The sequence below is a fragment of the Luteimonas notoginsengisoli genome (assembly GCF_042648885.1).
GTDB lineage: Bacteria > Pseudomonadota > Gammaproteobacteria > Xanthomonadales > Xanthomonadaceae > Luteimonas > Luteimonas notoginsengisoli.
In genome coordinates this window covers 1-20123 of the sequence record NZ_JBHRYF010000023.1, presented here as the reverse complement: position 1 = coordinate 20123, position 20123 = coordinate 1, and the positions used below count along the sequence as shown (strand labels likewise).

At 68.8% G+C, this 20123-nt stretch carries 22 protein-coding genes; 6 read left to right on the top strand and 16 right to left on the bottom strand.

Annotated features, from left to right (window positions below; translation table 11 throughout):
- Nucleotides 1-151: 151 nt before the first annotated feature.
- The 5 genes from ACFOM9_RS16015 to ACFOM9_RS15995 all read right to left on the bottom strand — a co-directional run bounded on the left by ACFOM9_RS16015 (nt 152) and on the right by ACFOM9_RS15995 (nt 5841).
- On the bottom strand, nt 152-1993 hold the full coding sequence (locus tag ACFOM9_RS16015; RefSeq protein ID WP_386713231.1) for a putative bifunctional diguanylate cyclase/phosphodiesterase: 1842 nt from the start codon (nt 1991-1993) through the stop codon (nt 152-154).
- Nucleotides 1990-2442 (bottom strand): YfiR family protein, encoded by a 453-nt coding sequence (locus tag ACFOM9_RS16010; protein ID WP_386713228.1) that lies wholly within the window; start codon nt 2440-2442, stop codon nt 1990-1992. Before ACFOM9_RS16010 ends, ACFOM9_RS16015 begins: the two co-directional genes overlap by 4 nt.
- 50 nt (nt 2443-2492) lie before the next feature.
- Nucleotides 2493-4589, bottom strand: coding sequence for a TonB-dependent receptor plug domain-containing protein (locus tag ACFOM9_RS16005; RefSeq protein WP_386713225.1), 2097 nt, complete (start codon nt 4587-4589; stop codon nt 2493-2495).
- Nucleotides 4590-4829: 240 nt separating this feature from the next.
- Entirely contained in the window at nt 4830-5273 is a 444-nt protein-coding gene (locus tag ACFOM9_RS16000) for a DNA methylase (protein WP_386713222.1), read from the bottom strand.
- Nucleotides 5274-5349: 76 nt separating this feature from the next.
- The gene (locus ACFOM9_RS15995) at nt 5350-5841 is read right to left on the bottom strand and encodes a hypothetical protein (protein WP_386713219.1); all 492 of its coding nucleotides are present in this window, start codon (nt 5839-5841) and stop codon (nt 5350-5352) included.
- Nucleotides 5842-6137: 296 nt separating this feature from the next.
- Between ACFOM9_RS15995 and ACFOM9_RS15990 the strand changes: the two genes are divergently transcribed.
- Nucleotides 6138-6848: a GGDEF domain-containing protein gene (locus tag ACFOM9_RS15990; RefSeq protein WP_386713216.1), complete on the top strand. Its 711-nt coding sequence runs from the start codon at nt 6138-6140 to the stop codon at nt 6846-6848.
- 159 nt (nt 6849-7007) lie between these two features.
- Here the strand turns inward: ACFOM9_RS15990 and ACFOM9_RS15985 are convergent, their stop codons facing one another.
- From ACFOM9_RS15985 to ACFOM9_RS15975, 3 genes are all read right to left on the bottom strand, one after another.
- Nucleotides 7008-7751, bottom strand: a complete 744-nt coding sequence (locus ACFOM9_RS15985) for an MOSC domain-containing protein (protein WP_386713213.1) — start codon at nt 7749-7751, stop codon at nt 7008-7010.
- Nucleotides 7752-7999: 248 nt separating this feature from the next.
- A complete protein-coding gene (arr, locus tag ACFOM9_RS15980; protein WP_386713210.1) occupies nt 8000-8449 on the bottom strand; it encodes an NAD(+)--rifampin ADP-ribosyltransferase in 450 nt (149 codons plus the stop codon).
- A gap of 276 nt (nt 8450-8725) precedes the next feature.
- Entirely contained in the window at nt 8726-8941 is a 216-nt protein-coding gene (locus ACFOM9_RS15975) for a DUF4287 domain-containing protein (RefSeq protein WP_386713207.1), read from the bottom strand.
- A gap of 254 nt (nt 8942-9195) precedes the next feature.
- Here ACFOM9_RS15975 and ACFOM9_RS15970 point away from each other — a divergent pair, with 254 nt between their 5' ends.
- From ACFOM9_RS15970 to ACFOM9_RS15960, 3 genes are all read left to right on the top strand, one after another.
- On the top strand, nt 9196-9780 hold the full coding sequence (locus ACFOM9_RS15970) for a glutathione S-transferase family protein (RefSeq protein ID WP_386713204.1): 585 nt from the start codon (nt 9196-9198) through the stop codon (nt 9778-9780).
- A gap of 153 nt (nt 9781-9933) precedes the next feature.
- Entirely contained in the window at nt 9934-10431 is a 498-nt protein-coding gene (locus ACFOM9_RS15965) for a hypothetical protein (protein WP_386713201.1), read from the top strand.
- A 438-nt stretch (nt 10432-10869) separates the two neighbouring features.
- Nucleotides 10870-12555, top strand: coding sequence for a GspE/PulE family protein (locus tag ACFOM9_RS15960; RefSeq protein ID WP_386713198.1), 1686 nt, complete (start codon nt 10870-10872; stop codon nt 12553-12555).
- Nucleotides 12556-12706: 151 nt separating this feature from the next.
- Here the strand turns inward: ACFOM9_RS15960 and ACFOM9_RS15955 are convergent, their stop codons facing one another.
- The 6 genes from ACFOM9_RS15955 to ACFOM9_RS15930 form a co-directional block, all read right to left on the bottom strand.
- A complete protein-coding gene (locus ACFOM9_RS15955) occupies nt 12707-13624 on the bottom strand; it encodes a TolB family protein (RefSeq protein ID WP_386713196.1) in 918 nt (305 codons plus the stop codon).
- 141 nt (nt 13625-13765) lie between these two features.
- On the bottom strand, nt 13766-14167 hold the full coding sequence (locus ACFOM9_RS15950) for an FKBP-type peptidyl-prolyl cis-trans isomerase (RefSeq protein WP_386713193.1): 402 nt from the start codon (nt 14165-14167) through the stop codon (nt 13766-13768).
- A gap of 57 nt (nt 14168-14224) precedes the next feature.
- Complete coding sequence (locus ACFOM9_RS15945; RefSeq protein WP_386713191.1) at nt 14225-14698, bottom strand: hypothetical protein; 474 nt, start codon at nt 14696-14698, stop codon at nt 14225-14227.
- Nucleotides 14699-14850: 152 nt separating this feature from the next.
- Nucleotides 14851-15471, bottom strand: a complete 621-nt coding sequence (locus tag ACFOM9_RS15940; protein ID WP_386713188.1) for a cytochrome b — start codon at nt 15469-15471, stop codon at nt 14851-14853.
- Nucleotides 15468-16577, bottom strand: a complete 1110-nt coding sequence (locus ACFOM9_RS15935) for a catalase family peroxidase (protein ID WP_386713185.1) — start codon at nt 16575-16577, stop codon at nt 15468-15470. Before ACFOM9_RS15935 ends, ACFOM9_RS15940 begins: the two co-directional genes overlap by 4 nt.
- 426 nt (nt 16578-17003) lie before the next feature.
- The gene (locus tag ACFOM9_RS15930; protein WP_386713182.1) at nt 17004-17237 is read right to left on the bottom strand and encodes a hypothetical protein; all 234 of its coding nucleotides are present in this window, start codon (nt 17235-17237) and stop codon (nt 17004-17006) included.
- A gap of 199 nt (nt 17238-17436) precedes the next feature.
- Between ACFOM9_RS15930 and ACFOM9_RS15925 the strand changes: the two genes are divergently transcribed.
- A complete protein-coding gene (locus tag ACFOM9_RS15925; RefSeq protein WP_386713179.1) occupies nt 17437-18357 on the top strand; it encodes an SOS response-associated peptidase family protein in 921 nt (306 codons plus the stop codon).
- A gap of 315 nt (nt 18358-18672) precedes the next feature.
- Here the strand turns inward: ACFOM9_RS15925 and ACFOM9_RS15920 are convergent, their stop codons facing one another.
- Nucleotides 18673-19023, bottom strand: a complete 351-nt coding sequence (locus tag ACFOM9_RS15920) for a DUF2200 domain-containing protein (protein WP_386713176.1) — start codon at nt 19021-19023, stop codon at nt 18673-18675.
- 251 nt (nt 19024-19274) lie between these two features.
- Nucleotides 19275-19511 carry a type I restriction-modification system subunit M N-terminal domain-containing protein gene (locus ACFOM9_RS15915; RefSeq protein ID WP_386713173.1) on the bottom strand — a complete coding sequence of 79 codons (237 nt, stop codon included), beginning with the start codon at nt 19509-19511 and terminating at the stop codon, nt 19275-19277.
- A 138-nt stretch (nt 19512-19649) separates the two neighbouring features.
- On the opposite strand from ACFOM9_RS15915, the gene ACFOM9_RS15910 reads away from it, so the two are divergent.
- On the top strand, nt 19650-20078 hold the full coding sequence (locus ACFOM9_RS15910; RefSeq protein ID WP_386713170.1) for a competence protein CoiA family protein: 429 nt from the start codon (nt 19650-19652) through the stop codon (nt 20076-20078).
- Nucleotides 20079-20123: the final 45 nt, after the last annotated feature.

The window sequence follows — 20123 nt, the reverse complement described above, 5'->3', positions numbered from 1 at the left end:
GGTCCGATGGGCTCCGGGCGATCGAATCCCGGGTGTCCTCAAGCGCCGCAGCCCGACGCACATCGCACTCTGGAGCGGCGGGCGATCGCGACCGCCGCTCTGGATGCCGGGTGAAAACTCCTCTTCGTCGCGGATGTATCGCCAAGGGTGGCTACGACGCCCGCGATGTCCTCGGCTGCAGCCAGCGCGCGGCGAAGGTTTCCGGGTCCAGCGGCGGGTCGAAGCGGTAGCCCTGCAGCGTGCCGCAGCCTTCCCGGGCGAGGAAGGCATGCTGCTGCCCGGTTTCCACGCCCTCGGCCACCACGGCAAGGCCGAGCTGCCGCGCCATCGCCAGGATCGCGGTGGTGATCGCTTCGCCGTCGCCGGGGATCGCGCGCACGAAGGTCATGTCGATCTTGAGCGTGTCGATCGGCAGCCGCTTGAGGTAGGCCATCGAGGAATAGCCGGTGCCGAAGTCGTCGATCGCCAGGTGCAGGCCGCGCGCTCGCAGCCTCGCCAGCAGGGCGATCGCCAGTTCGGTTTCCTCCATCAGCAGGTTCTCTGTGATTTCCAGCTCCAGGCAGCCCGGCGCGACCCCGGTCTCCTCCAGCACGTCGTCGATGAACGCGAGCAGCTGCTCGTCGCGGGTCTGGCGCACCGACAGGTTCACCGCCATGCGCAGCTGGCCGAAGCCCTGTTCGCGCCACGCCTGTGCCTGGCGACAGGCTTCGCGGATCACCCAGCGACCGATCTCGACGATCAGCCCGCTTTCCTCGGCAATCGGAATAAACACCGCGGGCGACACCGGATCGATGCCGCCGCGATCCCAGCGCAGCAGCGCCTCGACGCCGCTGAGCGTGCCACGCACGGCATCCACCTGCGGCTGGTAGTTCAGGCGCAATTCGCCACGCGCCATTGCGCCGCGCAGGTCGGCCTGCAGCGCCAGGCGCGCCGCCTGCGCCTCGCGCAGCCGCGGTTCGAACAGTGCCGCCCGGTTGCGGCCATTGCGCTTGGCCTCGTACATCGCCGCGTCCGCATTGCCGGCCAGGTCGCGCAAGCGCTCCGCATCGTCGGGCCACAGGCTGACGCCCGCGCTGCCGGTGATGAATAGCTGCTGGCCGGACACGTTGAACGGCGCGTTGAGCCGTGCGAGTACCGCCTGCGCCTGCGCCAACGCGGCGTCGACCGACTCCACATCCGCCATCAGCACCGCGAACTCGTCACCCCCCAGGCGAAACAGCTGGTCGCCTGCGCGCAGCACGCTTGCGATGCGGACGGCGACCTGCCGCAACAGTTCGTCGCCGCCCGCGTGGCCCAGCGTGTCGTTGACTTCCTTGAAGCGGTCGAGGTCGAGCTGGATCAGCGCGTGCCGGGGCGAGCCGGGCCCGGCCGCGGGCGTCTGCGCCATCTGCGCGATGAACGCGTTGCGGTTCTCGCGCCCAGTCACCGGATCGACGTGGGCGAGGTAGTCCAGCCGCGCCTCGGCTGCCCGCACGCTTGCGCGCGCGCGGCGCATCAGCGGCATGGCGAGGCCGACGCCGGCCAGCGAGGCCAGCAGGAACGCGCCGGCGAGGCCAAGCAGGCGTCGATGCACCCGCGCCATGTCCACTTCCAGCTCCACCGTCCCGACCTGCTCGCCCTGCAGCTGGATCGGCGCGCGCACGACGGCGCAATCCATCCCGCACGCGGGCAGCGCGCGTGCGGCCTCACGGTCGGGATACGAGCCCACCACTTCGCCGCCGCGGTTGCTGATGCGCGCGGTACGCACCGGGCCCAGCGTGCCCAGCGAGACCATGGTATCGGCCACCGCTTCGGTGTCGCCGAACATCACCGCTGCGGCGCTGCTGGAGGCGACCACCTGCGCCTGCGTACGCGCATCGGCAATCGTCTCCTGGCGCTGGATCGCGTACTGCAGCGCCAGCAGGAAGCCGCCGGCCAGCACCAGCGCCACCGTCGCCCCCACCACGCTCGTGCGCAGGCCCGAAGCGCGGCTGCCGTGCAGCAGCGCGCTCACAGCACTCGCCTGGCCAGGCGGAGCAGCTGGCTGCTGAAGCCGATGCCGGCGCGCGTCGCTGCGGCGGCATCGACCTCGAAGCGGATGCGATCGTCCTCGCGCAGCAGGCTGACCGCGCTGCTGCCGTCCGGCAGCGCGCAGCCATCGCAGATCACCAGCGTTGACGGCGACGCAGGCGGGGCCAGATCGCGGGCGCCACGCACCACGACATCGCAGCCGGCGCCGAAGCCACGGCGCACGTCGATGCGGCGCTGGCCGAGCTGGCGCCCTCCCAGCCGCGCGAGCTCGGCGTCCAGCGGCCCGCCGGTGGCGGTGCACACATGCAGGCGCGCGTCGGACGGCGCGCCGTTCCAGCTGGAAAAAGCAACGATGTTGTAGACGAAGGCGGCCTTGAGCCGCGCTTCGTCGACCTGCGCCCGCGCGGCGCTGGCCGTGGCCGCGAGCAGCATCCCGACCGCTGCGCACGCATGCGCGCGGCGCCGGCATGGGGCGATGGCACTCAGAACTGCCACGTCAGCTCGACGCGCGTTTCGCGCCCCCTGCGCAGCACCGCGTCCTGGACGAACTCTGGGCCGACCGGATCGGCGTACCGCGCGTCGAACAGGTTGCGCACGCCGGCCGAGAGCGTCATCGGCAGGCCATCGGGCTGCCAGAGCAGGTTGACGTGGAGTTGGGCATTGGCCCCGACGTGGCCGGCGCGGGTCGCGCGTCGGCGCATGTAGGAGCCGGTGGCGCCCAGCGACAGCCCGCGCGCGAGCGGCACTTCGGCGATCACGCGTGCGACGCCGCTGGGCGCGTTGACCACCTCGCCCCCCGCGGAATCGCGGACCCGGCTGTAGCTGTAGCTGGCGCGCACGCTGGCACCCTCGGCCCAGTAGTGGCGCAGCGAGAGCTCGGCTCCGGTGGAGTCGGCGCTGGCGCGGTTCTCCAGGGTCAGCATCCCGGCGCCGTCATCGACCAGCGTGACCAGGTCGGTCAGCGAGTAGTCGTACAGCGACAGCTCCGCGCGCGTGCGCGGCCCCAGGTTGCGCCCGAGGAACAGTTCCGCGGTGCGGATGTGTTCGGCGCCAAGGTCGGGATTGGCGTGCTGCCCACCCTCGTCGGTGTCGACCTCGTAGAACCGCTCGTAGGCGTTGGGCGCGCGGAACGCGCTCCCGGCGATCAGCTTCACCGTGGTGCCGCCGGCCGGTGCCGAGACCAGCGCCAGCCGCGGGCTCAACCGCACCTTGCCCCTGTCGCTGCGATCCAGGCGCAGGCCGCCGTTGAGCCGCCAGCTGCCGCGCAGCGCGAACTCGTCGCTGGCGAAGACGCCGACGCTGCTGCCGTCATGACGCGATCGCAGGTAGTCGGCGCGCGGCTCGACATCGAAGTTGCGCTGTTCCACGCCGCGGTCGAACTGCGCCTCCACCCCGGCCACGAACGTATGGCGGTCGATGGCGGTGGTGACTACGCGGCTCTCCAGCACCAGCGTGCGTCCCGTGTCGATGTCACGGTTGATCACGGTCGGCGGCTCATCGGCGTAGACGTAGTTGCCCACGTAGCGGAAGTCGATCGCATCGAGCTGCGACTGCCAGCGCGTAGCCTCGCCCAGGGCGCGGCTGTACTGCACGCCAAGGACCGCCCAGCGATCGAGGACATTGCCACCCGGAACGCCGAACGTCTGCTCGTAGCTCGCCACCGGTTCGTCCTTGCGACGCTCGCCGGCCAGCAGCGTGACCTGCAGGTCGCCGGCCGAATGGCGCAGCAGTAGCTTGCGCGCGTGCTCCGCGTCGAGGCCGCGGGCGACGCCGTCGGAGGTATCCGAAGCGAATTCGCGCGAATACAGGTCGCGGCCGTCGCTCCGGATTTCGCTGGCTGCCAGCAGGCTCCTGCCGAGCGGCCCCTGCAGCGAAAGCACCGCGCGACCGCTGCGGGTGCCGAAGTTGCCCGCGCCCACCGCCACCTCGGAGCCGCCGCTCCCGGGCGCCCGCGTCCTGACGTTGATCACGCCGAAGAACGCATTGGAGCCGTACAGCGCCGAGCCCGGGCCGGGGACGTATTCGATGCGCTCCACCAGCGCCATGTCGAGCGGGAACTCGGCGCCCACCGGACTCTGGCTGTAGACCGGATCGTTGATGCGATGGCCATCGACCAGCAGCAGGAAGCGGGTGTCGTAGTCGCCGGCGCGCAGCAGCCCGCGCGCGCCCAGGTAGGTGTAGATGCCGTTGTCGCTCAGGTACAGCCCGGGCAACGTCTCCAGCGCCTCGCCCAGCGTGCGCCAGCCGTGCAGGCGAATCTGCTCGCCGGTGATGACCTGCACCGCGGAAGGTGCCTGGCTGGCCTGCTGGTCGAAGCGCGAGGCCGAGGACACCTCGACCTGCAGCAGCTGCTCCAGCGACAGGCTGGCCAGGTTCGCGTCCGGGTCGGTCGCCGCGGGGGTTGCCGATCCGGCTGCGGCTGCAGGCGGGGACTGCGGCTGTGGCGCCTGTGCGCAAGCGTCGCCGAAGCCGAACACGGCGAGCAGCGACGCGGCCAGCAGGCGCGTACCGCCGATGCGCCTGCGCAGGATCGCGTCACGGATCGCGCGCAGGGCGCGAACGCTGGGTTGCCGCTGCATGCCACGACCTGCCTGAAATCATCTGTTGGCGATAACGGCCGCGGCGGCGGATTCTGCAGCGGGCGCCGCTTTCCACCGGCCGTGCACCGGCGCCGGGCCGCCACGCACCTGCGGCATGCGCCCAAGCCGCGGTAGCAGCGGTGGCGGAGGGCGCAGGCGCCCTCGAGGCTCGGAGGAACAGCGCCGCGGCCTACCAGGGTCGGCAGCATCGCGCGTGCACCCGGCCAGCGCCGTCCCAGACTAGGGGCCGTGACCGAACAGCGCGGGCCCGGCTTCGCGCATGAAGATCTCCAGCGTCACCGGACCGATGCCTTTGAACCGGAGCAGCCGACGCTCGAAGTCGTCACGGTTATCGGCGGCCTCCAGCATGCCCAGCACGCGACCGTCGTACTGCTCGAGCAGCGTGTCGCACAGCAACCGCAGGCGCTCGGCGGTGGAGTGGTCGTAGCGCGCATAGCCGCCCTGCCCCAGCATCGCCACCAGCTGCGCGTGCGTGCAGCCACGCAGCTTGCACGGCGAATCCAGTCCATGCGTGTCCACGAGAACGCGCCAAGTGGCGGCCGCGACCTGGTGGCCGATCCGCTTGCCGAACAGGAAGCTTGCCAGCAGCCACTTGAACAGGCTTTGCTCGTCGTCCCCGCGGACGCGAAATCCGAGGTCGGCGGCGGAGAGACGGGCACTCATCGCAGGGGCTCACGCGATCAGGGGGACGTGGCCGATTTTTCCACTCGGCACTTGCAGGGAACATGACGCTGCCGCGTCATTCCTGCGAAGGTGCACCCGGCTCCGATTCCCGGCCGGAGAAACCAAGGGATGCCAGGAGACGCTCGATCTGCGGGCGTTCATCCAGTCCACGCTGGAAATGGGCGGGATCCGCGGGCTGGAAGTTCTGCCCCCGCAGCAGGAATACGCCGGACGAACCGACCACCCCATCCTGCATGTCCCCGAGTTCGGAGTGCAGCATCGACCACAGCGGCACCATCAACACAGGCGGCAGGCGATCGGCCCGCGTGAACAGCACTTCCTTCACCTGCAGGAGCAACCGCAGCCTGTTGTCCGAACCCCGGACCGGTGCGTGCGGCGGGGTCGGTGACGGGTTGTCCCGCACCGTCGACCATCTCCACGCCGATGATCGTGGCGACGACGACATGGTCCGATTCGCGCAGATGTCCTCCAGCGGCTTTTGCGGGACCGACGTGGCAAGGGCGAAGCCGGGAAGGCACGCCATCAGGAGCAGCAGCAGGATCTTCATGCAGGCACCATCCTCGGACCAACTTCGCTTGCGGCGGAGCACTTGGGCGCGGGCTCTCGTCAAACATTGAAAATACTACTCGCCGCGTCTGTGTTGCCCGGCCTCTTACCTGACGCCGCGCCCCGCCCGTTCAATCGATGCCATCTGCACCGCCCTGCTTCGTCCCGGCGCTTGCCACTTCGTAGCGCAGCTCCGCCATGCCCGCACCGATCCGGCGCACGGAGATCAAGCGCAGAGTCGGACTGAGGACCCTGCGGGGGAACAGCGGCTTGCCCTTGCCCAGGGTGACCGATCAAATGCGCTGTGACGACCACGTCATCCTGGTGGACGGGGCCGTGTCGCCCATCCATGGCCGTGACAAGCGCCTGCTCGGGATGGTGGTGACCTTCCGCAACGTGACGGCTTCGACCCGGCTGGCGCGTGAGCTCGCCTACCACGCCAACCACGATCCTTTGACCGGCCTGCAGAACCGCCGCGCCTTCCAGGCGCAGCTGCAGCGCGCCATCGGCGATGCCCGCCTGTTCGGCACCGGCAATGCGTTGCTGTACCTCGACCTGGACCGCTTCAAGGCCGTCAACGACAGCGGCGGGCACCTTGCCGGGGACGAGTTGCTGCGCCAGCTGGCCTTGATGCTGCGCAAGCAGCTGCGCGAACACGACACCGTCGCGCGCCTGGGGGGCGACGAATTCGCCGTGCTGCTGGTGAACTCCATCCCCGCCAACGCGATCAGCGTCGCCGAGAAGATCCGTAACGCCGTCGTCGACTTCGTGTTCGCCTGGAACGGGGGCGAATACCGGATCGGCACGAGCATCGGCCTGGTCGAATTCGACGACGGCGAACGCTCGGTCGACGCGCTCATCGCGCTGGCCGATCGCATGTGCTACATCGCCAAGGATGCCGGGCGCAATCGCGTGGCGGTGCACAGCGTCGTGGATGGCCGCACCCTGCCAGCGGACCACGACGTCTCGCATCGACCCGGCGCCCGCCGCCTGGAGGAGTTCACGTAAAGCGCAGGTCCGATCCGCCGGCGCGGATCCGCTTGCCTGGTCGCATCCGGCGCCGCGGGCCCGGTGACAGGCCATGCGCGGGTTGGCATGGCCGCGGCCGTGCTTGTGTTCGCCACGCGGACTGGTCATCCAGGCGCGCACGAGTGCGCAACGCCTGGCTCAGCCATCCTCTTCGATCGCCACCGCCTCCTGCAACGCGATCCTGCCCGGGGTGACGGTCGAGCCGTATACGCCCAGCTTGCCTTCGCGTTCGTGCGCGACCGTTCGCAGGACGGCCGGTTCGCGTTCGCTGGTGGCCGGATCGATGGTGATGACGACGCAGCGGCCGTCGCGCGCGTCCACGCGCATGCGCAGGGCGCCGATGCGCAGCACGCGGCCGACCCAGGTGTCTTCCACGAATGGCTCCGCGGAATCCGCCTCCACCAGCAGGTTCGGACGGAAGCGCTGCGCGTCCAGCGCCATGCCGACGCGATCGCCGATCGCGGCGATCGTCGCGGTCGTGATCAGCGAAAGCGGAAAGGCGTCGAACGCACCGCGATCCAGCCGGATCACGCGCGCGCCGTCGCTGGCCAGTTCCGCGGCCAGCACGGGATCGGCGACATCCAGGTCCGCACCGGTCGGCGTGCGCACCCGCGTCGCCGACGCATCCGGCCTGGCCGGATCGACGAACGAAGGCACGTAGCGGCGCATTTCCGCGCGTTGGCGGAGCGTCAGCCAGGGGAAGCCGCTGCGCTCCAGGCCCTCGCGCACGAATGCCCAGCGGCGGTCCCCGGCCAGTCCGTGCCACGACACATCCACCGCGTGCAGCGCCTCGGCGGCCATCGACTTGACCGGATAGCGCCAGAGTCCGACGACACGACCGATGACTTGGTCGACGCGCTTCGCGTTGCGATTGCCCGACATGGCAGCCCCTCCCGAAAGAGGCGCCCTTGTGCTGTCGACCGCCCGAGCGTCACGGCCAGCGGCCGCTGCAGCGCCTCTCGAAACGGTGCGCGCCACCGATGGCGGCGCCGGATGATGTTAGGTGATTCGACACAAGGCGCGGTAGTGCATCCCGCGTCGCGGGTGCTTGCAGATGCCACCTGGTCCACGAAGCCGGCCACGGCTCGCGTGGACTGTCCGCGCGCCATTCCCCTGCAGGTCGCGCACGCTCAGTTGATGATCTCGCCCATCCCCGCCGCGACGCGTTCGCGCAGGTGCTTGAGGAATTCCGGATCGAAGCGCTCCCAGCTGTCGATCTCGCCCACGACCTTCAGGGGATGCCGGCTGCGGTACGACCGCGTCGGATTGCCGGGGAACTTCTTGTTGGTGACATTCGGGTCGTCTTCGAAATCGCCCATCGGCACGACGACATAGACCCGTGGCCGGCCGCTGCCCCGGGCCATCTCCGCGGCCAGCCCGGCGCCCTTGGCAATGGCGGCGAAGTAGATGTGGTTCATCACCACGCTGTGGTCGTAGTTGGACTGGAAGCCCGCGGTCAGCAGGTCACCAGGCGCCAGCGCAGCCTTGGTCCCGTGATAGAACGGCCCCGCCACCCGATCGCAGTTGCCGGCCGAAACGGGAGTCCAGTCGTGGTCGGGGGCGAACGTGTCGTCTTGCATCGTCAAGCTCGCTTGGGTGTCCTGCCCGATCGGCAGGGCGGCGATTCTAGGGACGCCGCGCCGGCTTGCCGCAAGCCCTGGTCCGGGTTATAAATTGATGGTGGGAGGCGCGGCGCGCCTCCCTTTTTTGTTTTTTTTCCGCCAGTCACCACGAGAAGGGCCGGCGAGCCCGGAGTCAGCCGCCCGCTCCCGGTTGCCACCGTCGCTGTGGATGATTCACGACAAACCACGAAAGCGATCCCGCAGGCGTCCGGCGCACCTCGCTCCGCTTGCTGGTCAGGTCGCTCCGCGCGCCCTGTGATAGGCCACGAGAGCGTTGGCATGCCCGTGGCCGAGCTTGTGTTCGGACTTGAGGAAGGCCACCTGCTCCGCGTGCCTGCTGTCGCCGGTCGCGTCCAGCAATGCGAGCCAGTGCGATACGGGCTTGCAGTACGTCTTCTCGATGGTGGGAAAGTAGGAGGCGGGGCCCTTGGGCTTTGCTTCGGTCGTCATGGGGAATGTCCTGGTCGAGGGATCGCCGGCTGCCGCGGCCGGCGGCGAGAGCCCGGTCTCTCCATCGACGAACCGCGTTTGCGTGGATCGACACGGGCGACGGATGCATTCATCGACAATTGCGGGCCGAGTCGTGCACCGCCAGTGCGGCAGGTGATGCGCCGCGCAATGCCCGGCATCGCCGTACCGGCCCCGCCAGACCCGTCCCCGTTCGCCCCCATGCCTTGACCGCTCACCTCGCTATAGTGGCGGACATGCAACTGCTCTACACGCCGCGCTCGCACTACTCGCGCAAGGTCCGCCTGGTGCTCGGCGCGCTCGGCCTGGAGGCGACGCTGGTCGATGTCGGCAATGCGGCCGTCGCGCAAGCCGCGGTGTTCGGGCCCAACCCGCTGATGAAAGTGCCGACGCTCGTCGACGACGATTGCGTGGTGTTCGACTCCGACCACATCGCGCAGTATCTGGTGCACCGATACGACCCGGACGACCGCCTTGGGGTGCTGGATGGCCGCGTGGCCACGCTCAACGCACGCGCGGTGATGAACGGCGCGATGGCCGCCGAGGTGGAATTGATCCTGGCCGCGCGTACCGGCATCGACACCGCCGCGCACGTGCGCTTCGACAAGATGCGCGGGGCGATCGATGGCGCCCTCGCCTGGCTGGAAGCCAACGTGGGGGTGTTCCTGGAGACGCCGTCCTATCTCGGCTTCCATCTGGTGTCGCTGTGGGATCACCTGGCCCTGTACGACCTGCGCCCGCTGGCCGCCTATCCGCGCCTGCACGCCCTCGCCGCACACTTGAATGCCCACCCCGCGATTGCGGCCTCGCGACCGGTATAACGGCGTCTCCTGGTCGCATGCGCAAAGCGCCTGTCGTGCAGCATGGCAGTGACGCGCGACCAGCGGGAAGGTCGACTCCACGGGTTCCTTTTCGCCATCAGCGCGAGGACATGGACCTTTCCGATGAAGCGTGACTCACAAGGCGCAACCCACATGCCCAGCGTCCAGGCGATCCCGCCGCCAGCCGGCACGCGCCTACAGCATTACGCCGCCTCCGGCGCCTACGCGGATTGCTACGCGGCGACGATTGCAGGAGAAGTTTCGCTTGCCGCGTTCATGGCGGCTTTCTACACCACGCCCATCTTCAAGCTCGAGCGCTGGCTGCTGGCCCGATTCCTGCACGTCCCGTCCACCGACCGGGAAGCGCAGTTGCTCGCCCAGGGCAGTCTCACGCGCTTCTCTGCGTGGACGGTCGAGCATCGCGAATCCCACCAGGCCACGCTCGCTGCAGGCCGTACGCGATCCTGGCTGATGGTGGCATCCGGTCCGGCAGGCACCAAGACGACGACCCTCTTTTTCGGATCGGCGATCGTGCCGTACGAACGCGGCCGCCTTGGCTGGCAGTTCCACGCGTTGCTGCGGTTCCACAAGGCCTATTCGCGCATTCTTCTGGCTGCTGCCATCCGGCACCGGGCCAGGGACGGCGCGTAATCCGGACGAAGCGCATGTCCGGCAATCCGCCCTGGCCCAGCGCTGCGCGACGGGCCAATGGGCACAACGCGCATGCGGGTTCCAGCGGCCAGGGACACGCAGGCGATCGCGCCGGATACGGATCGACCGATACCCTCCCGGGACATGCAACGCGATCCGCGGCGGGCCCTGTCCCGACGCGGCCAGCCCCGTCACGCGCCTGGCACCGTGCGTAGCCGGATGCTCGTGCAACGCGCGCGACCGGCGCAGGACAGCCCGCCCTGATCCCCATGCCCGCCGCCTCATTCCCTGCTTTCGCGACCCGACGCCACCGGAGCGCAGTCAACGACCGCCCCGCTTGAGGTGCGCGCGTCGCGGCCGATAACCACACGACGAAGCCAACGCGCGGCAGGTGCGCCCGATGCCCGCTGGCCGTCGCCCACCACCGCGGAGAACCCCATGCCCAGCGCCACCCCCGGCAACCCGACGGTTGCGGTCATCGGCAACGTCGACCAGCTCGATGCCTACCTGGTCGCCTGCGCCGCCGGCCGACCGGAGCCGGCACTGGCGGGGCTGCAGGTCGCGCAGGCCGCCTGGCGCGAGCGCGCCGGCGACGGCGGCATGGCGGCCTGGGAGCACGCGCACCGGCTGGGGCTCCCGCTCGTGGACACCGCGCGCGTCGCCGCCGAGCCGGGGCTGGGCAAGCATTTCCCGGACGCCGCCGGCCGCCGGCTGCGCGCCACGGCCCTGCGCAGCGCGCACGGCTATCTGGCCGTCGCCGTCGAGCCGGGAAGCGACGAAGCGATCGTGTCGACGCTCGGCTTCGTCGCCAACCTGCCGATCGCCCCGATGGTCGCCAGCGAACACGCCGGAGACGAGCACGGCAGCCCCCAGGACGACCTCGACGAAGACCAGCGCATTGCCAGGCAGATGGGGCTGGAGCCTGGACGCGCCGCGCAGGAGCGTTCGCGACACGACAGCGAGCTGGCCAGCAGGTGGACGATGATCCGGGCCATGCGCGAGACGCTGTCCGCGGCGGTCCGGCAGCGCGCGTCCGACGTCCACATCCGGCCCGGCGCGAGCGACTTCGAGCTGCTGTTCCGCATCGACGGCAACATGGTGCCGCAGCGCCACATCATTCCCGAGGTCGCGGCGCTGGTGATCAACCGCATCAAGGTGTTCGCGCAACTCGACATCGCCGAGCACCGGCGGCCGCAGGACGGCCGCGGCACGTTCAAGCTCGACGACGGGCGTTCGATCGGCCTGCGCGTGTCGGTCGTGCCTAGCGTACTGGGCGAAAGCGTGGTGGTGCGCCTGCTCGACACCGAGGAGAGCCTCAAGACCATCGAGCAGATCCAGCTCTCGCCCGCCGACCGCGCCGAGCTGGACGACCAGATGGCCCGGTCGCACGGGTTCTTCCTGGTTACCGGGCCCACCGGCTGCGGCAAGTCCACCACGCTGTACGCGATGCTGCAGGCGCTGCGGCGCCAGCCGATCAACATCCTCACCGTCGAGGACCCGGTCGAGTACACCCTGGCCGGCATCCGCCAGATGGAGGTGAACCCGCGGATCGACGTGACGTTCTCCAACGCGCTGCGCAGCTTCCTGCGGCACGATCCGGACGTGATCATGGTGGGAGAGATCCGCGACCGCGAGACCGCCGGCATGGCGGTGGAAAGCGCGCTGACCGGGCACCTGGTGCTCAGCACGCTGCACACCAACACCGCCGCCACTACGGTAACGCGGCTGCTGGAACTGGGCGTGGAGGCCTACCTGCTCCGCGCCGCGCTCACCGGCATCATGGCGCAGCGGCTGGTGCGGCTGACCTGCGAACACTGCCGCACGCCGGAAGAGCCGGCGCCGGCGATCCGCAGCGCGCTCGGCGTGGGCCCGGACGAGGAATTCACGACCGGCCGCGGCTGCGCGCGATGCCACGGCACCGGCGTGTTCCGGCGCAGCGCGGTCTACGAGCTGATGCGGATCACGCCCGCGATCCGGGCCCTGATCGAACCGGGCGTGGACGCCGATCGCATGCACGCCGCGGCGCTGGCCGGCGGCATGGTGCCGATCACCGAGGCCGCGCTGCGGATGGCGCGACAGGGCCGGATCTCGCTGGCCGAGGCCTACCGCGTGCGTGCGGACTGATCGGCGCGCGCCGTCGTCGATCCGCTACGGCCCCAGCGCGCAAGTCGGCTTGCACGCAAGCCGGCCGGCGGGTTCGGCTTCGCAGCAACCGATTCGGCGAACAGCCGGGAACCAAGTCGGCCCGACCTCGTTGCGGCGGCACGCGTTGAACCTAGCGCCATTCCTGCCCGCCACAGCGCGGTGGCCAGCGCGGGTCGGCGTCCTTCTCCAGGTCGATCAGGAACCACTCGCCCGAACGCTCCGCCGTGTCGGCCTGAGAGAACAGCAGGCGACGCCCGTCGGGCGAGAGCAGCGGCCCCACCTGGAAGACGTCCGTTCGCGCCGGTACGCGCCCCCGCTCGCGCCACGTGGCGCCATCGCGCCGGTAGATGTACAGGTGGGACGTGGTTCCGCGGTTCGCGACGGTCACCAGCACCTTGCCGTCGCGCGACAGGTCGGCTTCGTACTCGTTGGCGTCCGTGCTGACGGGTGGGCCGACGTTCTCGACGCGCCAGTTTCCGTCCGCGCCCGGCGTGGCCAGGTAGAGGTCGCCTTGCCCCATCCCTCCGGACCGGCTGGAGCCGAACAGCAGGCGACCATCCGGCTGTGGCCGCGGCAAGAGCTGCGACTGGGTCGAGTTGACCGGTTCGGGCAAACGCTCGGGCTCGCCCCATCCCCCATCGGCGCCGCGCTGCACGCGCCAGATGTCGAGCCGCTCGCCGGCGGGATCGGCGCGGGCGGAGACGTAGTACAGCCAGCGGCCGTCCGCGGACAGCGACGGGTCGGCTTCGGACACGCCCGGCCTGGCGAACGGGGGCGGGACCGGTTGCGTCCAGCGGCCGTCCACGCAACGCGAGGCCAGCAGTCGATAGCGCCCGAAGCCGCGATCGGCGCGGAAGAAATAGACCTCGGTGCCGTCCTGCGAGAACGTCGGCGATGACTCGTACTCGCCGCTCGACAAGGCATCAGGCGTCACCCGGACGATCGCGTCCGTTTCGATGTTCCCGGCGATGCACCCGGGCGTGGTCCATGCGAATGCCAGCCATATCCCCGCCTGCATCATGACGCGGCCGCGGCGGTGGTTGGACATCATCATCCGGCCTCCCCGTGTTCGGCTCGGTTGAACAAGTGGACCGGGAGTGGCCCCGGCGCAAACAGCAGCGGTCGCAATGTGGCTTCTCGAAAACCGAGGAGAAAGTCGATTCGGATCCTGCTTCTACTTCTTGCGGGCTCAGGCACCCAGCAGTTCGACGTCGAACTTCAGCGTGGCATTGGGCGGGATGACGCCGCCGGCGCCGCGCGCGCCATAGCCCAGGGACGCCGGGATGATGAGGGTGCGCTGGCCGCCTTCCTTCATGCCCTGCACGCCTTCGTCCCAGCCCTTGATCACCATGCCGCCGCCGAGCGGGAAGATGAAGGGTTCGCCGCGATCCTTGCTGGAATCGAATTTCGCTCCCTGCTCGCCGTTGTCGAAGAGCCAGCCGGTGTAATGCACGGTGACGTTGCGGCCGGGCCTGGCGTCGGCGCCAGTGCCGACAACGGTGTCTTCGAACTGCAGGCCGGAGGGTGTGGTGGTGAATGCCATGGGGGGTCCTTGGTGTCGATTGCGTGCCGCGCAGTCTAGCGGCCGCACAGATTGGGCTGCGCATGCTTGGATCTGGATCGTGACGAGGATGGACAGCCTTCGGCTTTAGTCCCGGCAGTAGCCTTCGCCGGGCTTGACCGTCAGGCAGTCCCGCTTGCCGGCGAGATACTTCAAACCGGTGGCATCGCCACCGGTATGCACGGCGCTCTCCGCGACGCCGTTGCGCATGAAACGCAGCCCCTCGGCGGTGACGGAGCCATCGAACGAGCCCTTGTGGTCGAGATCCCATTGCATGTCCAGGGTCACGCCACCGCCGGGCTTCGCCGCCACCACCAGGTACATCCCCTCGACGCCGGTCCAGCGACCCAGATAGTCGGATTCCTGATTCGCCGTGGCGGTCGGGCCAGGCGCGGTGATTGGGCCGGGGCTGGCATCCGCGCCGTTCCCTCCGGTCTCGGGCTGCGCCGGCGCGGCCGCTTCCACGCTGCTCGTGACATCGGGTGCGGTCGTGTCTGGCGGTTGCTGATCGGAACAGGCGGCAAGCGCGGCGACGGCGAACAGCAGGGCGAACGTCTTCAAGGTGATCTCCGTGGCAGGTGCAATGGAGCGATCACCCTACGGTCACGCGCGTCGACGTGACGTCACCCTAAGAGAAGAACCACAGGTCAGGGTGGCGCTGATTGCAAAGCGAGGAGCAGGTCATGCCGCCCTCGCCCGGCAGAAACGTCAGGTCACACCCGGTTGGACAGCTCAGGTTTGCCCGCAACGATGTCCCGGGAAGCGTCAGGACCCGACGCTGCCCGGTCTTCGCCACGCGCCATCGTCGGGAAAACCCCGTCGCGGCGCACCCAGGCGTGATACAGCGCTGCGGCCAGGTGCATGAGCACGGTGGCGAACAACAGCAGCGCCAGCCAGGTGTGCGCGGTGCGCAGCACCGCATAGACAACAGGATCGTGCGGCGCGATCGGCGGCAGCGAAACCCCGCTCCACATCACGACCGGATACGCGCCCGCCGACAGCATGCCCCAGCCGACCAGCGGCATCGCGAACATGAGCGCATACAGCAGCCAGTGCGATGCATGCGCGGCAAACGCCTGCCAGCGCGGCAGGTCGGCGGGCAGCGCCGGCGGCGGGTGGCGAAGGCGGTTGAACAGCCTCGCGCACGCCAGCAGCAGGATCGCGATGCCCAGCGGACGGTGCAGGTCGACCAGCACCGGCCGCACGCTGATCGATGACACCATGCCGATGCCCACGAACAGCATCACCAGGATCATGGCCGCCATGGTCCAGTGCAGCAGGCGCGCCGGCAGGTTGAAGTGGGCGTGCGTCGTGTCGGGTCCCGGTGCGCTCATCTTGCGTCCTCCCCGGCGGCTTCGCCCGTGGCCGCCGATGCGTCGCCTTCGGCGATATCGCGCTGACGTCGGTTGAACGACGTGGAGTAGACCGCCGAACGCGCGGCGAGGATCGCGTCGTCCGAGCGCTCGACGCCGGGCGGCAGGATCAGCGGATCGAAGTTCAGGTCGCGGCAAGCACCCGTCGCCTGGGGCCCGGACTGCTCGATCACCACCGTGCCGACGTTCACCTTGCGGCGGTCATCAGGCCAGGGCGTGGATGGATCGGACGAATCGTCGCCCGCGCCCGCGACCGTCACGATCATGTCCCAGCGCGCGGGGCCTGCAGCAAGCCGCCTGGCCAGCTCTTCGGCAAGATAGTCGGCATCCGCCGACTTGCGCTGCGCGGGCGCCATCGCGACGAAGCGCGCCTGCGGCTTCATGCTCCAACGGACGTTGTGCACGGCGACGTCGGCGTCGACGAAGTGGAACGTGTTGACGCTGTTGTAAGCGGTGCTGGCCCAGCTGGTCGACCACGGCTCGGCCTTGGCCCACGCGGCGAAGCGCTGGGCTGCCGGATGGGCTGCGACGAACGCCGCCTGCTTCGCGGGATCCGGCTTGCCGGTGGCGGGGTCCGGCCTCGCGGCCAAGGTCTGCTCGTAGAAATCACGGGCGGACGCGGAACCGAAGAACGGAAAGCTGTTCATCGCCATCCGCCATTCGTCGCCTTCGGTGTCGACCAGGCGTAGCGCCATGCTGCGCACGCGCGCCGCGGCGTCGAGGCCGTACGGCGTACCGCCGCCGATCGACATGCGACCGGTCAGCGGGGTGCGCCCGCGCGCCAGCACGGTCGCGGTCGACAAGGCCGTGCCCTCGCCACTGGCCTCGAAGTAGCCCGACACGCAGACACCCTTGGCATGCGCACGACGGAATCCCTTGAAGACTTCTCCGTTCGCGGCCTGGATGGCGTTGGTGAAGCGTGCCGGGGTGAGCCGGTCCGGCGCGAGCCAACCGGCGACCCAGGCAAAGGCCAGCGCAACCACGCCAACGACCGCAGCGATGGCCGCGAGCCAGGGAAGCGGATGGCGCGCACCGGATGGGGGCGGCGCGGGGATCGGCTCGGGCATGGCGGATTCCTGTCAAGGACGCGGCAAGTGTAGGCGCGTGCCCCTCGGACAGTGTCAAGACGACCGGCGAGGCGCCGCGCAACAAGAACCGCCAACACCGGCTCAGGGGTGGTGCTTGCCGCACAGGCGGGGAGAACGTGGGCCCGTTCTTCTCGGTGGCCAGACGGGCCGGCTAATTACCTCCGTCCCCTTTAGTTCTTTGCTTCCCCTTGCTTCCCATTCCCCGCCTGCTTAATTACCTCCGTCCCCTTTGCTTGCCGCGCCATCTCACTCCGTCCCCTTTAGCTCCCTCAGGCAATTAATTACCTCCGTCCCCTTTGCTTCCCGAGCGCGGCTGCCTCCCACACACCGCCCTGCCCCCGGCGACATGTGCGCGATGCCTGCGCGCGGCCTTCCCCATCATCTTCCCGGATCGATCAATGACGGTTACCCCACCGCTCGCGCGCCGCTCGCGCGCCGCTCGCGCACGAGCGACACGGCGACGCCCCTGATCGCAACCGAGCGCCAGCACGCGATCCGCTGGCCGTGCCCGATTCGCGGTGGGGTGCCTTCGCATCGTTTGAGATTGCCGTGGGTATGCTGGTTCGCCGCGCCCCAGGACCAGCCCATGACCACGTCGGACCGACTCCAGCGTCGCGAACAGCTCGACAGCTTCGTCATGCGCGACTCGAAGACCGGTCAGACCCGCCGCCAGATCCGGGACGCGTCACGGGTCGAGCAGCCAGCCTCGGGGCAGGGGCCGAGTCGGCCGGGCACGAAAACCAGCTGGCGAGCGCGCCCGTCGAGATCGTGGCGTTTGCCCACGAACGGCGCAGCGGCCATCCAGTCACGATCGACGAAGTAATGGAGGGCTGACCCGATGTGTTACTCCGCCATGGTGTACGCCGAGATCAAGACCCTCGAACGCAAGCTCGGGATCAGGATCGATCCCGACTGGTACGTCGAGGAGTTCTGGGTGAAGAGAGGCAAGGATCCCGGCAAGCGGCCGAAAACGCCGCGCGCGCTGGAGCTTGACGCGTTGGCCCATGGCCCGCCCGGAGTCGCGAGCGCGGTGCGCGAGGCCGATCAATCGGAGATCGACCGGTTGACGCAGGAAGCATTCGCGCAGCGCAAGCGCGTGGCGGACGCGCAGCGCGCGCTGCAATCGAAGGACACCAAGAAGGCCCGCGAGGACGTGCGGATCGGCACCAACAAGGTCGAGGCTGCAATGAAGCGTCTGGACGAGCTGAAGAAGCCGGGCAGCGCCGGCGGCCTGGGGCGCATCTACCCCGGCTACTACTGCCCCGTGCTGGTGCTGGAGAACGGGCGATACGTGGTGCGGCCGATGCGTTACCAGTGCCGGCTTCCGGGCTGGAACGAAGCCATCGAGCGCAAGTTTCCCGGGACGTACAACGCGCGCCGGGACAAGCTGGAAACGTCATGGGGCAAGGTGTTCGGCCTGAGCCACGGCGTCGTGCTGGCCACGGCCTTCTACGAACACGTCGAGCGCGAGGGCCAGGACGCCATCCTGGAGTTCAGGCCGAGGGACGGCCGGGACATGATCGCCGCCTGCCTCTGGACCCGGACGGTCGAACACGACGGCACGCCCCTGTATTCGTTCGCCGCAGTGACCGACGAGCCGCCGGAAGAAGTGGCCGCCGCGGGCCATGATCGCTGCATCATTCCGATCAAGCGCGAACACCTCGACGCCTGGCTCACGCCGACCTCGGATCTGGCCGCCCTGTACGCCGTGCTGGATGACCGGGAGCGGCCGTACTACGAACATCGGCTGGCGGCGTGAAAGGCGAGGACGGCACGCCCGTTGATTTCCCATGCTCAGGCTGTGACCCACTGGGGCACCTGATCCCTGGGCCCGATCCACGCACGCCGGAGCAGCGGGCCGAGGCGCAGAGAAAGGAGAATGCCCGACGGAAGGGCAGGGGACGCAAGGACTGGTGGAAGAAGTACCCGCCCGCGGACCTGCGATAGCTCCAAGCACCCGCCGCCTCAAGCAGGCGGTCAGATTGATGCACCTGGCGACCGACGCGGAACGATGACGCTGACCGCTATCCTGGTCTCCAGACGGGCGATTGAATGACCTCCACCCCTGCAGCCGCTACGAGCGCAGGATCTTGTCCAGCGCTTTGCCTTTTGCGAGTTCGTCGATGAGCTTGTCCAGGTAGCGGATCTTCCGCAACAGGGTGTCCTCCACCTCTTCCACGCGCACGCCGCACACCACGCCCTTGATGAGGGCGCCATCGGGATTGAACGCGGGTGCCTCGGCAAAGAAGGTTTCCAGGTCGTCCTGGCGCTCGATCTGCGCCTCGAGCCCGGCCTGGCTGTATCCGGTCAGCCAGCGGATGATGAGATCGACTTCGTCCTTCGTGCGGCCCTTGCGCTCGGCCTTCTGGACGTACAGCGGGTAGACGCTCGAGAACTTCATTCGATAGACACGGTGCTGGGACATCCGCTCCTCCCTCGACCACGGCGTGTGCACACGACAGCGATGCGGGCGTCAGGTTAGCCTCGGCCCGCCGGAAACGGGGCAAAAACAGGGGTCAGAGCAGCGCCTTCTCATGACCGGCAATGAAAACCCACTGCTTTTGGCGAGATCTTGCCTGGAAGCAAACCTGGCCCGTTCTTCTCGGTGGCCAGACGGGCCGGTTAATTACCTCCGTCCTCTTTAGCTCTAGCTCGGGTTAATTACCTCCGTCCCCTTTAGCTGGTCCCCTTTAGCTGTCGGAAGCGGTGCGACTCGGGAAACCAGGCCAACTGCTCATCGCCAGTCTCATCAACGATCTCGTCGTACTCCTCGTCCCAGACATCGCAGATCCGCTTGAAGAAGAGCAACGGGAAGATGTAGGTCTTGAAGTCAGCAGCATCGACGGGGCCGCGCAGGATGTTGGCGCACGCCCAAAGGTGAGCCTCCAACTGGCTCAGGGTCGTTTCACTCATGCCCTTTCCCGTCAGCGCGTCCAAGACCAAACAATGGCTTGAGTAAAATTTTCACGTACTCCCCCTTATGTGGGCCGGGCTATCTCAGGGTGCGAGACGCACTCCTTCTAATGTCGGCCCCGGGGAGAGAGGGCTCTGATGACAGGCCAAGCTAGGCGCAACGTCAGTACGGCGGGGCTGAAAGTGCCCTTTGGGGAGCGGGACGGCGTCCTGTATCCGCCGTCGGCCGTGGATAGTGGATTGGCCTGCGGCTGCCGCTGTCCAGGTTGCGGCCAGCAGTTGCTGGCCAAGAAAGGCCAGACTCAACGCTGGCACTTCGCCCACTACCACGGCGGAGGCGACGAGCACTGCTACGAGACGGCCGTGCACAAGATGGCCAAGCAAGTGTTGCTCGCTGCGCGGCAGATCGAATTGCCCGCTTGGAAGCGCATCGCCGTCTTGCCCGACCTGGAGCACCAGTTGCACCAGGAAGTGTTGGAGCGCCCAGCTCGCGGGTGGGAGTACACCCAGGCCCGGGAAGAGGAGTGGATGGTCGGCATGCGCCCGGCGACGTCCCCCCGCTTTTAGTAGCGGGGCGATTTAGAGTCCGGGGTGGATGGTAGTGGATGCCAG

Bases quoted from the DNA above. Each gene is read 5' to 3' on its own strand.
- ACFOM9_RS15975 (WP_386713207.1), bottom strand. From the start codon at position 8,941: ATGACGACCGAAGCAAAGCCCAAGGGCCCCGCCTCCTACTTTCCCACC.
- ACFOM9_RS15915 (WP_386713173.1), bottom strand. From the start codon at position 19,511: ATGAGTGAAACGACCCTGAGCCAGTTGGAGGCTCACCTTTGGGCGTGC.
- ACFOM9_RS15925 (WP_386713179.1), top strand. From the start codon at position 17,437: ATGTGTTACTCCGCCATGGTGTACGCCGAGATCAAGACCCTCGAACGC.
- ACFOM9_RS15960 (WP_386713198.1), top strand. From the start codon at position 10,870: ATGCCCAGCGCCACCCCCGGCAACCCGACGGTTGCGGTCATCGGCAAC.
- ACFOM9_RS15970 (WP_386713204.1), top strand. From the start codon at position 9,196: ATGCAACTGCTCTACACGCCGCGCTCGCACTACTCGCGCAAGGTCCGC.
- ACFOM9_RS15935 (WP_386713185.1), bottom strand. From the start codon at position 16,577: ATGCCCGAGCCGATCCCCGCGCCGCCCCCATCCGGTGCGCGCCATCCG.
- ACFOM9_RS16005 (WP_386713225.1), bottom strand. From the start codon at position 4,589: ATGCAGCGGCAACCCAGCGTTCGCGCCCTGCGCGCGATCCGTGACGCG.
- arr (WP_386713210.1), bottom strand. From the start codon at position 8,449: ATGCAAGACGACACGTTCGCCCCCGACCACGACTGGACTCCCGTTTCG.
- ACFOM9_RS15985 (WP_386713213.1), bottom strand. From the start codon at position 7,751: ATGTCGGGCAATCGCAACGCGAAGCGCGTCGACCAAGTCATCGGTCGT.
- ACFOM9_RS15940 (WP_386713188.1), bottom strand. From the start codon at position 15,471: ATGAGCGCACCGGGACCCGACACGACGCACGCCCACTTCAACCTGCCG.
- ACFOM9_RS15995 (WP_386713219.1), bottom strand. From the start codon at position 5,841: ATGAAGATCCTGCTGCTGCTCCTGATGGCGTGCCTTCCCGGCTTCGCC.
- ACFOM9_RS15965 (WP_386713201.1), top strand. From the start codon at position 9,934: ATGCCCAGCGTCCAGGCGATCCCGCCGCCAGCCGGCACGCGCCTACAG.
- ACFOM9_RS16000 (WP_386713222.1), bottom strand. From the start codon at position 5,273: ATGAGTGCCCGTCTCTCCGCCGCCGACCTCGGATTTCGCGTCCGCGGG.
- ACFOM9_RS15930 (WP_386713182.1), bottom strand. From the start codon at position 17,237: ATGACGAAGCTGTCGAGCTGTTCGCGACGCTGGAGTCGGTCCGACGTG.
- ACFOM9_RS15990 (WP_386713216.1), top strand. From the start codon at position 6,138: ATGCGCTGTGACGACCACGTCATCCTGGTGGACGGGGCCGTGTCGCCC.
- ACFOM9_RS15955 (WP_386713196.1), bottom strand. From the start codon at position 13,624: ATGTCCAACCACCGCCGCGGCCGCGTCATGATGCAGGCGGGGATATGG.
- ACFOM9_RS15920 (WP_386713176.1), bottom strand. From the start codon at position 19,023: ATGTCCCAGCACCGTGTCTATCGAATGAAGTTCTCGAGCGTCTACCCG.
- ACFOM9_RS15910 (WP_386713170.1), top strand. From the start codon at position 19,650: ATGACAGGCCAAGCTAGGCGCAACGTCAGTACGGCGGGGCTGAAAGTG.
- ACFOM9_RS16010 (WP_386713228.1), bottom strand. From the start codon at position 2,442: ATGCTGCTCGCGGCCACGGCCAGCGCCGCGCGGGCGCAGGTCGACGAA.